Genomic DNA, 15,740 nt, shown 5'->3' with positions numbered 1-15,740 from the left:
GGGAGGAACGCGGAAGTGCGTCGTTTCGTCGGTTGGTCACTGCTCGCCACGGCTTCGGCCGCCGCTCTGACGGCAACGCCGGCCCAGGCCGCCACCACCGGGGTGGCCTCGGTCGTGGAGACCACCAAGGTCGTCTACAAGGCCGCCTCGGGCAAGCAGAACAAAGTCGTCGTCACCCGCTCCGGGCGCACGATCACGATCGACGACGTGGTCGCGGTCAAGGCCGGTAAGGGATGCGCTGCGGTCAAGGGCGACAAGACGAAGGTGCGGTGCACGCCGAAGAAGGACCCGACCTGGGTCCGCGTCTACACCTACGACCGCAACGACTCGACCAGCAACAAGTCCGGCCTGGGCAGCACGCTCGACGGCGGCAGCGGCCAGGACAGCATCGTCGGCGGGCCGCGGGGCGACCGGCTGACCGGGGGCACCGGCAACGACAAGATCTGGGGCAACGGCGGCAACGACACGATCTGGGGCGGCGACGGCTCGGACATCGTGCACGGCGGCGACGGCGACGACGACATCATCGAGGAGTCGCACAACCCGCAGAGCGGCAACGACTGGCTCTTCGGCGACAACGGCCACGACCACATCAACGGTGACGCCGGCGCCGACCACATCTGGGGCGGCAACGACGACGACTTCGTGAGCGGCGACCGGGGCGCGGACGTGCTCTCGGGCGGTTACGGCAACGACATCGTCTTCGCCGACGAGGACTTCTCGCCGGTCACCAAGGACTCGATGGACGGCGGCCCGGGCTTGGACGACTGCCGCGGCGACAAGCCCGACAAGAAGGTCAACTGCGAAGGCCGTACTTTTTAGAGCAAAGCCCCCGCACAAGCGACGCGGGCCGGCTCGTTCCACTGGCCCGCGTCGAGGGTCGTGACGGCGGTCCGCTCGCGGTTGTCGGCGGTGCGGACGGTGAGGCGTACGGGCAGCTTCTTGATCGGCAGCCCGCGGCGGCACACGATCCGGACGTCCGCGTCGACCGGCACCGACTCACCCGGCCGGATCCAGCTCCGCTGGTCGGTGCCGTGCAGCGTGAGGCCGGGGCGGTCGGCCTCCAGAGCGCGCACGTCGATCGGCAGCGGGCCGGCGTTGACGAGGACCACGCGCCGGGTGAGCGACGCGTCGGTGACCCGCCCGTGCAGGACGGTGCCGCCCACGCCGCCGTCGTTGGCCTGCGGTCCCGCGTCGGCGAGCAGCACCACGGCGACCTCGGCCCGCTGGTGGTGCGCCGACCACGCCCACACGCCGGCGCCGCCCAGGACCATGCCCGCGGCGAGCACCCCGGCGACGGCGAGCATGACGCGGGGCCTGCGGCGGACCGGGAGCGGCCGGGCGGCGGGAGGCAGGTCCAGGTCGATGACACCCATGGCCCGTCAAACGTACGGCACCCGCGGCGGGACGTGGCCTAAGGACGCGCGGTGCTGCCTCTCACCACGAGCCGCGGGGTCTCGGCCTGGATGCTGTGCCCCGTCGCGGGGTCGGCCACGAGCTGGAGCAGACTCTCCGCCACCTGGGCGCCGAGGGCGTACGTGTCCCGGGACAGGCACGTCAGCTGCGGGTGCACGATCCGGGTGAGCACCGAGTCGTCGAAGGACACGATGGAGAGCGCCTGCGGGACGCGTACGCCCAGCTCCAGCGCAACCCCGAGACCAGCCGCCGCCATCAGGTCGCTGTCGTAGATGATCGCGGTCGGCGGCTGCGGCCGGGACAGCAAAGCCCGCGTGGCGGCCGCGCCCTGGGCGTCGCTGAAGTCCGTGGACACCGACTCGCCGGCGTCGAGGCCGCGCAGGATCGCGTGCTCGTGCAGCGCGGCGACCCGCCGGGCGGTGTGCCGGTAGATCGGCGGCCCGGCCACGTGGGCCACGTGCCGGTGCCCGAGCGCCGCCAGATAGTCGACGATCGTGATCATGGCCGCGGCGTCGTCCGCCCAGACGCTGGGCCGGCCCTCCTCGCCGGTCGAGCCGAGCGTCACGAAGGGCAGGCGCAGCTCGTCGAGGATCGCCGGCCGCGGGTCGTCCACCTGCAGGTCGACCAGGAGCAGACCGTCGACGCGGTGCTCGGAGGCCCAGTCGCGATAGAGGGCGATCTCCGCCTCGGTGTCCCGGACGAGCTGCATCTGCACGGCGAACGAGCGGGCCGACAGCGTGTCCTGCATGCCGTAGAGGATCTGGGTGTAGAACTGCTCGCTGCCCAGCGTGCGGGGGTCGCGGGCGAGGACCAGCCCGACCGCGCCGGCCTGCGAGCCGCCCAGGGCCCGGGCCGCCCGGTGCGGCCGCCAGTTCATCTCCCGCGCCGCCTCGAGGATGCGCGCCCGGGTCTGCTCGCTGACCCCGGGCCGGCCGTTGAGCGCGAACGAGACCGCGCCGGGCGAGACCCCGACGCGCTTGGCGATGTCCGCGATGGTCGGCCGATTTCCCACGGCGCCACTGTAGCGGTTTAGAAGCTCTGCAGCGGCACAAACTTTCTCTTGCCAGCCATTGACTATACCGCTTTAGTTAACGAGCATCGATCGCGCCGACGTTTCCGGGAGATGTCCGCCACACCCGGACGGTCGACGAAGACCTATGGCATCTGGAGTGATCATGCGAATCAGACATGCTTCCGTGGCCGTTCTCACGGCAGTGGCCCTCGGACTCGCCGCGTGCGGTGGCTCGGGCGACGACGACTCGGGCAGCGACGAGATCACCGGCACCGTCACGCTGCAGACCTGGGCCCTCACGCCCAAGTTCACCGACTATCTCAACGAGGTCATCAAGGGCTTCGAGACCAAGTACCCCGGCACCAAGGTCGAGCTGCTCGACCAGCCCGGCGACGGCTACTCGGACAAGGTCCTCTCCCAGGCCGCCTCGAACACGCTGCCCGACGTGATCAACCTGCCGCCGGACTTCGCGCTGCCGCTGGCCCAGCAGGACCTGCTCGTCGACGTGAGCAAGGACGCGGGCGTGGACGTCAACGCGACGTATGTCGCCGGCTCGATCGACGCCTACAAGTTCAAGGGCACGGACGGCGTCTACGGCTACCCGTGGTACCTCAACACCGACCTGGACTACTGGAACAAGACCAAGTTCGCCAAGTGCGGGCTCGACGCGAGCAAGCCGCCGGCCACGACGCAGGAGCTCTTCGCGCAGGCGGCGATCATGCACAGCAAGTGCCCCGACGAGTACCTGATGAGCCGCAAGCCGACCATCATCGACTTCACGCTCGCCGGCATCCCGACGCTCAGCGACGACGGCAAGAAGTTCGTCTTCAACACCGACCAGGCCGCCGGCATCGTCGACCAGTACCGCGACGCGTTCAAGAACGGCTACATGCCGCCGACCGTGCTCAACACCGACTACCAGGGCAACTCGAAGCTCTTCACGCAGGGCAAGGTGGCGTGGACGACCGGCGGCGCGACCAGCCTCGCCGACTTCGAGAAGGACAACCCCAGCCTGAAAGGCCAGGTCGCGGTCAGCAAGGCTCTGGACACCCCGCCCCTGTACGTCCAGGGGCTGAGCGTCTCGGACAAGAGCAAGCACAAGGCGACGGCCCGGGCCCTCGCCGAGTGGGTGACGAACGCCGACAACCAGAACAAGTTCGGCCACCTCGTCAACGTGTTCCCGTCCACGACGGCGTCGGCCTCGGACGCGTACTTCTCGAAGGATGACGGCACGCCGGTCGGCCAGGCGCGGGCGCTCGCCTTCGAGGAGCTCAAGACCGCGAAGAGCCTCCAGCCGTACGAGGTCAACACGGCGATGGAGACGATCCTGGCCCAGCAGATCGCCCTCGCCGTCAAGGGCGACGTGAGCAGCAAGCAGGCCCTCGACGACGCCGTCACCAAGATGAACCAGATGCTCGCCCGGCAGTAATGAGATCCCACCGCTGGTTCACCCCGTGGGTGCTGGTCGCCCCGGCACTGATCTCGGTGCTGGGGTTCAGCATCTGGCCCTCGATCAACACCCTGCGGCTGTCGTTCACCGACACCAAGCCGCTGGGTGGCGACGCCGACTACGTGGGCCTCCGCAACTACACCGACATGCTGCACGACGGCCAGGTCGCCGACGCGCTGCTCAACAGCGTCGTCTACATGGCGATCTGCCTGCCCCTGCTGACCGTGCTGCCGCTGCTCATCGCGATCCTGGTCGAGAAGCAGCTCAAGTTCATCGCGTTCTTCCGCACCGCGTTCTACGTACCCGTGATCGCCTCGGCGGTCGTCGTCGGTCTCATGTGGACGTGGATGCTCGACGACCGCGGCTTCATCAACAGCCTGGCCCAGCGGTTGCACATCCTGCAGGAGCCGCTGCCGTTCCTCACCGACCGCTGGCTGATCATCATCAGCGCTGTCAGCCTGACCGTGTGGAAGGGCCTCGGCTACTACATGATCGTCTATCTGGCCGCGCTCGGGAACGTCCGCAAGGACCTGCACGAGGCGGCCGTGATGGACGGCGCCGGCCCGATCCGGCGCTTCTGGAGCGTGACCGTGCCCGGCGTCCGCGGGACGATCTTCCTGGTCGCGATCCTGGTCAGTGTCGCGGCGCTGCGCGTCTTCTCCGAGCTCTACCTGCTGACGGCCGGCACGGGCGGCCCCGGCGGGCAGGACTCGTCGCTGGTCATGCTCATCCAGCAGTACGCGCGCGGCTTCTACGGCGACCTGGGTTACGCCTCGGCGCTGAGCGTGCTGCTCTTCGTGGTCGCGGTCGTCCCGATGATCGTGCTGGCCCGCCTCAACAGCCGAGGTGACCGGTGAAAGAGAAGATTTTGAGGTACGTGCTGCTGGTGCTGGTCCTGATCATCACCGTGGGACCGTTCCTGTGGCAGCTGTCGACGTCACTGAAAGGCGCCGGCGAGGACATCTACACGTCGACCCCGTCGTTCGTCCCGCAGCAGCCGACCCTGAACAACTACGCGCGGGTGGCGGACGCGATTCCGGTCTGGCGTTACATCGGGAACTCGCTGCTGGTGGCCGTACTGACGGTGGGTGGGAACCTGATCTTCACCACCCTCGCCGGGTACGCGATCGCACGCCTCAAGTTCCGCGGCCGCGGCATCGTGCTGGGGCTGTTCCTGGCCACGCTGGTGCTGCCGGGCGAGGTGACGATCATCTCGCAGTTCGTGACCATCCGTGACCTGGGGCTGGCGGACACACTGCTCGGCGTCGCACTGCCGACGATGATCTCGGCGCTCAACGTGCTGTTGATGTTCAACGCGTTCCGGGCGTTGCCGGCCGACATCGACGAGGCGGCGATCGTCGACGGGGCGAACGCGTGGCAGCGGCTTGTGCGGGTGGCGCTGCCGTCCGTACGGGGAACCCTGGCCGTGGTCGCGATCTTCTCCTTCATCGCGGCGTGGGACGACTTCCTGTGGCCGCTGATCGTGCTGACCTCGCCCGACAAGTTCACGCTCACCGTCGGCCTGCAATACCTGTCCGGCACGTTCACGCAAGACCAGCGTCTGATCGCGGCGGGGACGATGATCGCCTTCCTGCCGATCGCGGTGCTGTTCAGCGCGCTGCAGCGCTACTTCTTCAAAGGCGTCGAAGAGGGCGGCGTCAAGGGATGAGATGGGGATCATGAGATTCGGTGTCAACTACACGCCCTCGGCCGGCTGGTTCCACAGCTGGCTGGACTTCGACCCGGCGGCCGTGCGGCGTGACTTCGCGGCGCTGGCGGGCCTGGGGCTCGATCACGTGCGGGTGCTGCCGCTGTGGCCGCACATCCAGCCCAACCGAGGGCTGATCCGGCGTCAGGGGCTGCGGGACGTGGCCACGGTCGTCGACATCGCGGGCGAGTTCGGGCTCGACGTGAACGTGGACGCGTTGCAGGGGCATCTGTCGAGCTTCGACTTCGTGCCCGCGTGGCTGGAGAGCTGGCACCGGCGCAACATGTTCACGGACCCGGCGGTGGTGGGGTCGCTCGCGGATTACGTACGGGCGCTGACCGAAGCCGTCGCCGACCGGCCCAACCTGCTCGGGATCACGCTCGGCAACGAGACCAACCAGTTCGCGCACGCGCCGCATCCCACGCCGCACCCGGTGGGCCCGGCCGGTGCGGACGCGTGGCTGCGCCGGCTGACCGCGGCCGCGCGCGGTGCGGCTCCGGCCGGGACATTGATCACCCACGCCATGTACGACGCCGCCTGGTACGACGACGCGCAACCGTTCGGTCCCCAGCACGCCGTGACGCACGGGGACGAGACCGTCGTGCACTCGTGGGTCTTCAACGGCACCGCGCAGATCCACGGCGGGCTGGGCCGGGGCTCGGTGCGCCACGCGGAATACCTGATCAAGCTGGCCGCCGCGTGGCACACCGACGCGGACCGCCCGGTGTGGCTGCAGGAGGTCGGCGCCCCGACGAACGTCGTCGACCCCGCGGACACCCCTGAGTTCCTGGCGGAGACTGTGAAGCACGCCGCCGCGGTCGCCGGGGTGTCCGGCATCACGTGGTGGTGCTCCCACGACGTGTCCCGCGACCTGCTGGACTTCCCCGAGCTCGAGTACGACCTCGGGCTCTTCACCGCGTCGGGCGCCCTCAAGCCGACGGGCGCCCGGTTCCGCGACACGATTGCGGAGTTGAAATCGGCGGCGGTCACCCCGGAGCCTGTATCCGAGGCGATCCTGCTCGACGACTTCGCGCCCGGGCACCGGGCGGCCACCTCGCCGTCCGGTGCCTTCCACCGCGCCTGGCTCGCCCGCGTCACCGACGACCGGCCCGGGCCGCAAATCGTGCTCGCCTCCCTGGCTTCCGACACCGCGCTGCTGCGGGCCCGCGGCATCGAGGTTATTCGCGACGTCACCGGTGCCGTCGTCCCGTGATCGTCGGGTCGGTTCACGCGATCCACGCTCCCCTGTGAGGAAGGTCCCCCGTTGCACGACGACATCAAGCTGACCGTCGGACGCGCGACCCGCGTCCTGGCCGAGCGCATCCTGCCCGCCGTCCACCCCGCCACGGTGCCGCTCGAGGTCGCCGCCCACGCCCTGCCGGGCGAGCCGATCCCGCCGGCCGAGGGACTCGCGCTCTCCTACTCGCCCTGCGAGGTGGGCACGCCGTGGGGTCCCGCCTGGAACACCACGTGGTTCCGGCTGCGCGGCGAGGTGCCGGCCGAGTGGCACGGCAAGCGGGTCGAGGCGCTCGTCGACCTGGGCTTCGACGTCAACATGCCGGGCTTCCAGTGCGAGGCGCTGGTCTATCTGGCCGACGGCACGCCGGTAAAGAGCATCAACCCGCGCAACCAGTGGATCCCGGTGACCGGGGAGACCGTCGAGTTCTATCTCGAGGCGGCCGCCAACCCGGTGCTGCTCGACTACCACCCTTTCCTGCCGACGCAGGAAGGCGACATCGAGACGTCGTCGAAGCGGCCGCTCTACACCACGCGCCGGATGGACCTCGCGCTGCTCGACGAGGAGGTCTACGAGCTGGCGCTGGACATCGACGTGCTGCTCGAGCTGCAGGCCGAGCTGCCCGCCTCCGGGCCGCGCCGCATGCGGATCCTGCAAGCTCTTGACGACGCTCTCGACGTGCTGGACTTGCAGGACATTTCGGGCACGGCGGCTTCTTCTCGAGATCGCTTGAAGGCCGTCCTGGCGTCGCCGGCGGAACGCAGCGCCCACCGGATCGCGGCGATCGGGCACGCGCACATCGACTCGGCGTGGCTGTGGCCCGTCCGCGAGACGATCCGCAAGGCGGCCCGCACGGCGTCGAGCATGACCGAGCTCATCGACATGGACCCCGACTTCAAGTACGGGATGTCCAGCGCCCAGCAGTACGCGTGGATCAAGGAGCACCGCCCCGAGGTCTACCAGCGGGTGCGCAAGGCGGTGCAGGACGGCCGGTTCATCCCGCTCGGCGGCATGTGGGTCGAGAGCGACACGGTCATGCCGACCGGCGAGTCACTCGTGCGCCAGTTCGCGTACGGGCAGAGGTTCTTCCGTGAGGAGTTCGGCGTCGAGTGCCAGGGCGTGTGGCTGCCCGACAGCTTCGGCTACTCCCCCGCGCTGCCGCAGCTCATCCGGCGGGCCGGCTTCCAGTGGTTCTTCACGCAGAAGATCTCGTGGAACCAGGTCAACAAGTTCCCGCACCACACCTTCCTGTGGGAGGGCATCGACGGCTCGCGGGTCTTCACGCACTTCCCGCCCATGGACACCTACAACTCCCAGCTGTCCGGCGCCGAGCTGGCCCGCGCGACCCGCCAGAACCAGGAGAACAGGCTGGCCACCACGTCGATCGCCCCGGTCGGCTGGGGCGACGGCGGCGGCGGGACCACGCGCGAGATGGCGGCCCGCGCCCGGCGCACGGCCGACCTCGAAGGCAGCGCCCGGGTCGCCTGGGAGCACCCCGACGACTTCTTCGCGCGGGCGCGGTCGGAGCTCCCGCACCCGCCGGTGTGGGTCGGCGAGCTCTACCTCGAGCTGCACCGCGCCACGCTGACCAGTCAGCACAAGACGAAGCAGGGCAACCGCCGCAGCGAGCACCTGCTCATCGAGGCGGAGCTGTGGGCGGCGAGCGCCGCGGTCCGGGCCGGCTTCGATTATCCGTACGAAGAACTGGACGCCCTGTGGCAGCAGGTGTTGCTGCACCAGTTCCACGACATCCTCCCGGGCACCTCGATCGCCTGGGTGCACCGGGAGGCCGTGGCCGCCTATGCGCGCATCTCGTCCGCGGCGCTGGCGATCATTGACTCGGCCTGCCGCGCTCTGGCCGGCGATGGGTCGCAGCCGATCGTGTTCAATGCGGCGCCCTTCGCGCGGCACGGGGTGGCGGCGCTCGGGGCTGCCGTTGCGGACATTCCGGGCCCGGTTGCCCCGGACGACTTCGTGCTCGACAACGGCATCGTCCGGGTGACCGTCTCGCCGGAGGGCCTGATCACGTCGGCGGTCGACCTGGCCACCGGGCGCGACGCCATCGCCCCCGGCCAGGCGGGCAACCTGCTCCAGCTGCACCAGGACTTCCCGAACATGTGGGACGCCTGGGACGTCGACCGCTTCTACCGCAACCGCGTGACGGACATCCGCTCCATCGACGCGCTGACCGTCGTCGACGCGTCGATCGTGGTGGAGCGCTCCTTCTCCCGGTCGTCGATCCGCCAGACGCTGTCCCTAGCGCCGGGCAGCCGTACACTCCGGGTCGAGCAGGAGATCGACTGGCAGGAGACGGAGAAGTTCCTCAAGGTCGCCTTCCCCTTCGACATCCGCGCCGAGCAAGTCTCCGCCGAGACGCAGTTCGGCTATCAGAAGCGGGTCACGCACACCAACACCAGCTGGGAAGCCGCCAAGTTCGAAGCCTCCATGCACCGCTTCGTCCACATCGAAGAGCCCGGCTTCGGCGCCGCCCTCATCACCGACTCCACGTACGGCTACGACCTCACCCGCGACGCTGATCCCTCCGGCGTCACCACCACCGTCCGGCTCTCCCTGCTGCGCGCGCCCCGCTTCCCCGACCCGGCCACCGACCAGGGCCCCCAGACCGCCACCTACGGCCTGGTGATCGGCGCCGACATCGCCACCGCCACCGCCGCCGGCCTCGACCTGAACCTCCCACCCCGCACCGTGCCCGGCCACCACGGCGTCGACCCACTGATCACCCTGGACAGCGAAAGCATCCTCCTCTCCAGCATCAAACTCGCCAACGACCGCAGCGGCGACCTGATCGTCCGCGTCTACGAATCCCAGGGCCGCCGCGCCACCGGCACCCTGACCCTCCACACTCCAGTGAAGGGCGCCGCGACGGTCACGCTGCTGGAGCAGCCCGAGGGGCCCGCGGAGATCGGTAGCTCCGGCGAGGTAGCCCTGTCCCTCACCGCCTTCGAGGTACGCACCCTCCGCTTCACCCGCTGAGCGACCGCCTGCGGGTGTGCCTTGCGCGCACCCGCAGGCTCGCCACTGTGACCGTTCAGATCGTTGGCGACCTCACGTTCCTGCGCCTCGGGTGACCACAGCAGTGAACACCCAAGCGGGCGCTGAGGAAGAGGTCTGTCATGAGCGGCAAGGTCACCGATACTCGTCCCGCCGATCAAAGGCTCGAGTCACCCCCGGAGCACACCACTCGATCGGTGGTCCCGGCGTTTCAAGGCGGTTGCACGGCCGTGGCCGGTACTTTCCTGGTGACGAGTTCGGTCCCCGTGACTTTGATCTCGGCCGGGGTCGTGGTGGCAATCGCGGCGGTGACGGCAGCCCTCGGCCGGCGGCGATGATCCACGGGACAGTGGCACAGAAAATCTTGCTCGCCGACCTCACGCCGGGCCCGGTCCGCCAACCAAGGCTAGTGACAAGGGCGTCGATCCGGCCGCCCGGCTACGAGCACAGGAGCGAGCCCGAGTGGATGCCGACGACGACGCGGTGGAAGCTGCTGCTGTACCGCCTGCCGGTACACGGGTGTCTGTCTCTGACGAGTTCGTCGCGTTCTTCCGGGTGGGTTACCAGCCTCTGCTGCGAACGGTCATGTATTTCGGGGCCAGTGGGGATCAGGCCGAAGATGCGGCGCAAGCGGCGATGATCGAGGTAGGGCAACGGTGGAGCGCGATTCAGCACCCGCAGGCCTACGCGCAGAAGGCCGCGATCTCGCACCTCATCAGGATCAAGAACAAGGAAGCACTGGACCGCGAGCGCGTTCAGCAAGCGTGCCAGGGGACCGACCTTTCGATGGGCCGGCTGGACCCACACCTGACGCTGTGGGAAGACAGCGAGTGGGTGAAGCAGCTTCTGGACGGACTGCCACCGAAGCAGCGGGAAGTGATGAGCTTCGTGATCGACGGATTCCAGCCCGCCGAGATCGCCATCTTGCTCGGCCGGTCCTCGGACGCGGTACGTCAGAACCTCATGGAAGCCCGGCTGCGGCTCATGAAGGAACTCGAACGAGAACAGGCCGCAGAGAACGACGGCGGCAAGCGGGGGCGGAGGCCCGATGAACACTGCTGATCCCACCCCTGACCGGGCCGGACGGGTTTCGGGTGACGAGTTCAGGGAGTTGTTCGATCTCGTCGACCGGGCGGTCGACGGCATATCCCCCTCCGAGGTGGACAGGCGGTTGAACCGGATCCTGGCCGCCGCGGGCTTGGCTTCGGCCCAGCCGGAGGGGCCGGTTCCGTCAAGCCCCAGGTACGTCAGCATGGGGGCCGGACAAACCTTCGGCCGTGACCGTGAGCTGACGACTCTGCGTCATGTGCTGAGTGACACCGCCGCCGGGGCCGGTGGATGCCTCGTGCTGCGGGGCCAAGCCGGCGTCGGCAAGTCGCACCTGCTGCGCACCACCGTGACCATGGCCGGTGAGCTCGGTGTGGCCACCGCCGCCCGCGAAGCGCTCAAGCTGGACCTCGCCGCGCCCCTGGTCACTCTGGCTGCAGCATTGCGCTCCTGCACGGTCGGCGCGCCCGAGTTCGAGTGGTTGTTCGAGAGCCCCCGCAGCGAGAAGCCGTTCCTGACCATCGACCGGTTGCGCACAGCACTCGAGGATTTCGCCGCCCGGCAGCCGCTGCTAATCGTGATCGACGACGCGCAGTGGATGGACGAGGTGAGCGCTCTGGCCGTCCGCGAGCTCGTCCCGGCCCTCGCCTCGACGCCCGTACGCTGGCTGCTGGCCGTGCGGCCGGGCCACGACACCACCCTGAGCACGCGGATCCTCGACCGGCTCGCGGCGGCCTCGGCCATCGACGTGCCGCGCCTCGGCGAGGAAGCCATCGCCCAGCTGAGCGCGAAGGTCCTCGGCGCGGACGTCGACAACACCGTGCTGGCTCTGGCCGGTAACTGTGGAGGTCTGCCCCTGCGCGTCACCCAGCTGATGCGGGCCCTGCGCGTCGGCAACCAGGTCCTCACCCAGGCCGGACGCGTCACGGTGACGGGTGACGAGTTGCCGTCCAGCTTCGTGGAGGCTGTGCAGAGCGTCTTGGCCAGTCTCTCCCCGGGCGCCCGGTGGCTGGTACGAGCCACCTCGGTGCTGGACCGCCCGTTCGACATCAGCACAGCAGGCCGCTTGACCGGTCGTCCGGACACTTCGCTGTTCCCACTCGTAAGGGAGGTGTCCGACGACTTCCTGAGCGAGGATGGCGGCGTACTGACATTCACCCACGACCTCGTACGTCAGGCAGTGCAGAGCAAGCTGTCCCTCAGGGCACGGGAACGGCTGCATCGCATCGCCGCCGACATCGCGCGGGACGAGCACCGCCCGGCCCCGGAGATCGCGGGGCACCTGCTCAGGAGCGGTCCGGGCGACGCCGGCGAGGCCGCGATGATGCTCAGCACCGCCGCACGCGAGATCGCCGTCGCCGCCCCCGCCACCGCAGCCGACCTCATGGTGCACGCCCTCGAAACGCTCGACGCGCAGGACCCGCGCAGGACAGCTCTGGTGGCCGAAGCAGTCAGCCTGCTCGCCTCCGCCGCCCGCCTCGCGCATGCTCGCGCCCTGGGTGAGCAGGCCCTGGCCGCCGGCCTGACGGCCGAGACCGAGGCCAGACTGCTGCTGGGGCTGGCGGAGGCCTGCAAGCACGCCGGCCACAACAAGACCGCCGAGGAGTACGCCGACCGCGCACTCGCGCTGGACGCGATCACCACAGGCACCCGCGCGAGCCTGCACGCCATCCGCGCTCACGCGCGTGTCTACTCCGGCAACCTGGCCGGTGCCGACACCGATGGCGCTGAGGCCGACGAGCTGGGCCGGAACAGCAGCGAGTACGCCGCCGCAGTCTTCGGACTGACCGCGCGCAGCCTCGCGGCTCACACGGAGGGCCGCACAGGCGACGCATTGGCCCACGCAGTCACCGCCACCCGCCTGGCCGACCAGTTCGGCGGGCACGCCCGGCACCGTCACCCACGCATCTGGCTGGCCGCCGCACAGACCGCGACCGACGACTTCGCCGGAGCCCGGGACACGCTCCTGCATGGCCACCGTGAGGCCGACGCACTTGGCACCGCCTGGGACAAGCCGCTGTGGCACTACTACCGGGCCGCCCTGCTGACCGCCCTCGGCTCGCTCGACGAGGCTGCCGCCGAGGCGGAGGCCGGCGTGGAAGTCGCCGAGCGGCTCACCGCCTTCCAACTGGCGGTGCCGTTGCTCGGCGCCCTCTCCCGGACATCGGTGCTGCGAGGCGATCTCGCCGCCGCGGATCAGCAGCTCATCCACATGCGGAGTCTGATCGCCACCGGAATCACCGCCGCTCCGGAGGACGTGGCCTGGTCCGAGGCGACCTACTTGCACGCCACCGGCCAGGACGACGCCGCATACGAGCTCCTCAAGGACCTGTACGAAGCCTTGCCGGACCGGCTCGCCCTGCTCGTTCAGGATCCAGGAACCGCTGCGACCCTGGTCGGCATGGCTTTGACCGCGGGCGATCGCCGGCGCGCAGCCGCCGTCGCTCACGCCGCGCACATCCTTGCCCGACGCAACCCCGCGTCACATTCCGCGGCGGGCGCGGCAGCTCACGCGGCGGGCTTGCTTCACGGTGACGTCGCCCGGCTGCGTCGAGCGGCGAGCGAGTTCCGACGGGCCGGTCGACGCCTGGCGATGGCCGCGGCTCTTCATGACGCAGCCGTCGTGGGGAGCGGCAGCGAGAACCCGGCACGAGTGGAAACCTGGTTCGACGAGGCGCTGAGCGTTGTCATCACATGCGGGGCGGACGGCGCACGGCATCGGTTCGAGCATGCCCGCGGCTCGTGGCGCACGACCGCGCCGAGCGCAGCAACAGGCACACCGATCTTCTCGCCTGAGCTGTCGAGCGCGGAGCTACGCGTGGCACGGCTCGTGGCCGACGGGCTGACCAACAGTCAAGTGGCTCAAGCCCTGTTCATCCCGCGTAGCACGGTCGACGGTCACCTGCGCAGAATCTTCGTCAAGCTGGACATCAGCCGTCGCGTCGAACTGGTCGGCGGGGCGGCCTCCCGGCAGCTACTCCCCTAGGGATCACTGTCGCCGATCTGTGCCGGGGGCGACGAGGCCGGCTTCGTAGGCGAAGATCACGGCCTGGACGCGGTCGCGGGCGGCGATTTTGGTGAGGATGCGGGAGACGTGGGTTTTGACGGTGGTTTCGCCGATGTGGAGGTCGGTGGCGATCTCGGTGTTGGTGAGGCCGCGGGCGATGCCGCGCAGCACCTCCGTCTCGCGCGGGGTCAGCTGGGCGAGCGTGGCCGCGCGGGCGGGGTCGACGGCGGTGGCGGCGGCGCGGAAGCGGGTCAGGAGGCGGGTGGTCACCGTGGGGCGAGGAGGGATTCGCCGGCGGCGACGGTGCGGATGCCGGCGAGGATGTCTTCGGGTGGGGCGTTTTTGATCAGGAAGCCGCTGGCGCCGGCGGCGAGGGCCGCGGTCACGTACTCGTCCAGGTCGAAGGTGGTCAGGATGAGGATGCGGGCGTCGGCGCCGAGGCGGGCCAGCTCGCGGGTGGCGGCGAGGCCGTCGAGGGTGGGCATGCGGATGTCCAGGACGGCCACGTCGGGGCGCAGGCGGACCGCCTGGGTGACGGCTTCCCGGCCGTCGGCCGCCTCGGCGACCAGCTCCATGTCCGGCCGGGTGCCGATGATCATGCTCAGTGCGCCGCGCATGAGGGGCTGGTCGTCGGCGATCAGGACGCGGATCATGCGGCCGGCCTGAGCACAGCGCGCACCCGATAGCCGCCGTCGGGCAACGGGCCGCTCTCCAGGCGGCCGTCGAAGAGCGCCACCCGTTCGCGCATACCGACGATGCCGTGACCGCCCGGGGGCCGGCCTGAAAAACTGGCGGCGGGCGGGCCGTTCGTGACGACGATCTCCACCTGGGCATCGTCCATGGTCACGCGGACGGTGGTCACGGCGGGGCCCGCGTGCTCGAGGACGTTGGTGAGGCACTGCTCGACGATGCGGTAGACCGACAGCTGCGCGGCTTCCGAGGGCGGCGGTGCGCCTTCCACCTTCAGGTCCAGCGGCAGGCCGGCGGCCCGGAAGCCATCGGCCAGGGCGGGCAGTGCCGCCAGGCCGGGCTGGGGCGCGGTGTCGCCCGGGACAGTACGCAAAACCCCGAGCATGTGGCGCATCTCGTCGACCGCCTCGCGGGCCGCCGCCTCGATGGCCAGCAGCGCCTCGCGGGAGCGGCCGGGGTCGACGTCGAGGAACAGCCGCGCCGCGCCGGCCTGCACTCCCATGACGCTCACGTGGTGCGCCACCACGTCGTGCAGCTCGCGGGCGATGCGGAGCCGTTCGTCGACGACCGCCTGGACGGCTTGTTCCCCGGCCAGTCGCCGGCGCGTCCGCACCGAATCTCCCACCAGCCACGGAACCGCGATCGTCACGAGCGCCCCGCCGATCGCCGGCGGGATCGGATAGGCGATGTCCCACAGCGCGACGGCGAGCGCCGCGGCCAGGACAACTCAGGAGCAGCGGGCCGCCCATGAGCAGGCCGGCGAAGGCGATGGGCACCTCGCCCCGCAGCGTCGTACCGACCGCATAGATGCCGCCGCAGAGCGCCACCGCGACCATCAGCGGGGTGACGGCCGCCGCGCTGCGGCCGATGTTGTCGGCCGTCGTGTGCCGGGCCAGCCACCACGAGCTTGATGCCCGCGCGGGGACCACGGCCGTCCAGGCGCGGACCAGCCGGGAGAGATAGAGCGGCCCGAAGGCGGCGAGCACCCCGGCCACGAGACCGGCCAGCATCACGAGCGCCGGCAGGGCCGCCGCCGGGTCGCCGGTGCGAGACAACGACACCGCCATGAGTACGCCCACAGCACTCCCGCTCCCGCCCACGATCCACCGCGCCACCGTCATGCCGCGGTCGGGCAGGGACGCCTCGCGCAGCAGAGCGATC

12 protein-coding genes and 1 pseudogene are annotated in these 15,740 nt (G+C 70.0%); 9 read left to right on the top strand and 4 right to left on the bottom strand.

The window, feature by feature from the left end:
• Positions 1-15: 15 nt before the first annotated feature.
• Positions 16-822 carry a calcium-binding protein gene (locus RAN62_RS18985; RefSeq protein WP_305786023.1) on the top strand — a complete coding sequence of 269 codons (807 nt, stop codon included), beginning with the start codon at positions 16-18 and terminating at the stop codon, positions 820-822.
• On the opposite strand, the gene RAN62_RS18980 is transcribed toward RAN62_RS18985, so the two are convergent.
• Positions 819-1,376 (bottom strand): hypothetical protein, encoded by a 558-nt coding sequence (locus RAN62_RS18980; RefSeq protein ID WP_305786022.1) that lies wholly within the window; start codon positions 1,374-1,376, stop codon positions 819-821. The genes RAN62_RS18985 and RAN62_RS18980 overlap by 4 nt on opposite strands.
• 38 nt (positions 1,377-1,414) lie before the next feature.
• Positions 1,415-2,428, bottom strand: a complete 1,014-nt coding sequence (locus tag RAN62_RS18975) for a LacI family DNA-binding transcriptional regulator (RefSeq protein WP_305786021.1) — start codon at positions 2,426-2,428, stop codon at positions 1,415-1,417.
• Between the two features lie 163 nt (positions 2,429-2,591).
• On the opposite strand from RAN62_RS18975, the gene RAN62_RS18970 reads away from it, so the two are divergent.
• The 7 genes from RAN62_RS18970 (at position 2,592) to RAN62_RS18940 (ending at position 13,868) form a co-directional block, all read left to right on the top strand.
• Positions 2,592-3,857, top strand: coding sequence for an ABC transporter substrate-binding protein (locus RAN62_RS18970; RefSeq protein WP_305786020.1), 1,266 nt, complete (start codon positions 2,592-2,594; stop codon positions 3,855-3,857).
• A complete protein-coding gene (locus RAN62_RS18965) occupies positions 3,857-4,735 on the top strand; it encodes a carbohydrate ABC transporter permease (RefSeq protein ID WP_305786019.1) in 879 nt (292 codons plus the stop codon). Before RAN62_RS18970 ends, RAN62_RS18965 begins: the two co-directional genes overlap by 1 nt.
• The gene (locus tag RAN62_RS18960) at positions 4,732-5,547 is read left to right on the top strand and encodes a carbohydrate ABC transporter permease (protein ID WP_305786018.1); all 816 of its coding nucleotides are present in this window, start codon (positions 4,732-4,734) and stop codon (positions 5,545-5,547) included. The genes RAN62_RS18965 and RAN62_RS18960 overlap by 4 nt, the downstream gene beginning before the upstream one ends.
• Positions 5,548-5,557: 10 nt before the next feature.
• Positions 5,558-6,799 carry a glycoside hydrolase 5 family protein gene (locus RAN62_RS18955; protein WP_305786017.1) on the top strand — a complete coding sequence of 414 codons (1,242 nt, stop codon included), beginning with the start codon at positions 5,558-5,560 and terminating at the stop codon, positions 6,797-6,799.
• A gap of 51 nt (positions 6,800-6,850) precedes the next feature.
• A complete protein-coding gene (locus tag RAN62_RS18950; protein WP_305786016.1) occupies positions 6,851-9,817 on the top strand; it encodes an alpha-mannosidase in 2,967 nt (988 codons plus the stop codon).
• 480 nt (positions 9,818-10,297) lie between these two features.
• Positions 10,298-10,897: an RNA polymerase sigma factor gene (locus RAN62_RS18945; protein WP_305786015.1), complete on the top strand. Its 600-nt coding sequence runs from the start codon at positions 10,298-10,300 to the stop codon at positions 10,895-10,897.
• Positions 10,898-11,087: 190 nt separating this feature from the next.
• Positions 11,088-13,868 (top strand): helix-turn-helix transcriptional regulator, encoded by a 2,781-nt coding sequence (locus tag RAN62_RS18940; protein ID WP_305786014.1) that lies wholly within the window; start codon positions 11,088-11,090, stop codon positions 13,866-13,868.
• Positions 13,869-13,871: 3 nt separating this feature from the next.
• On the opposite strand, the pseudogene RAN62_RS18935 reads toward RAN62_RS18940, so the two are convergent.
• Both RAN62_RS18935 and RAN62_RS18930 read right to left on the bottom strand, forming a co-directional pair.
• Positions 13,872-14,542: pseudogene (locus RAN62_RS18935) on the bottom strand (response regulator).
• Entirely contained in the window at positions 14,539-15,228 is a 690-nt protein-coding gene (locus RAN62_RS18930) for a sensor histidine kinase (protein WP_305786013.1), read from the bottom strand. The pseudogene RAN62_RS18935 and the gene RAN62_RS18930 overlap by 4 nt, the downstream one beginning before the upstream one ends.
• A 158-nt stretch (positions 15,229-15,386) precedes the next feature.
• Between RAN62_RS18930 and RAN62_RS18925 the strand changes: the two genes are divergently transcribed.
• The gene (locus RAN62_RS18925; RefSeq protein ID WP_305786012.1) at positions 15,387-15,542 is read left to right on the top strand and encodes a hypothetical protein; all 156 of its coding nucleotides are present in this window, start codon (positions 15,387-15,389) and stop codon (positions 15,540-15,542) included.
• The last annotated feature ends 198 nt before the right edge of the window (positions 15,543-15,740 follow it).

Source organism: Symbioplanes lichenis (assembly GCF_030709675.1).
In the GTDB taxonomy this organism is placed as follows: domain Bacteria; phylum Actinomycetota; class Actinomycetes; order Mycobacteriales; family Micromonosporaceae; genus Actinoplanes; species Actinoplanes lichenis.
This window is presented reverse-complemented; position numbering and strand designations above follow the sequence as displayed.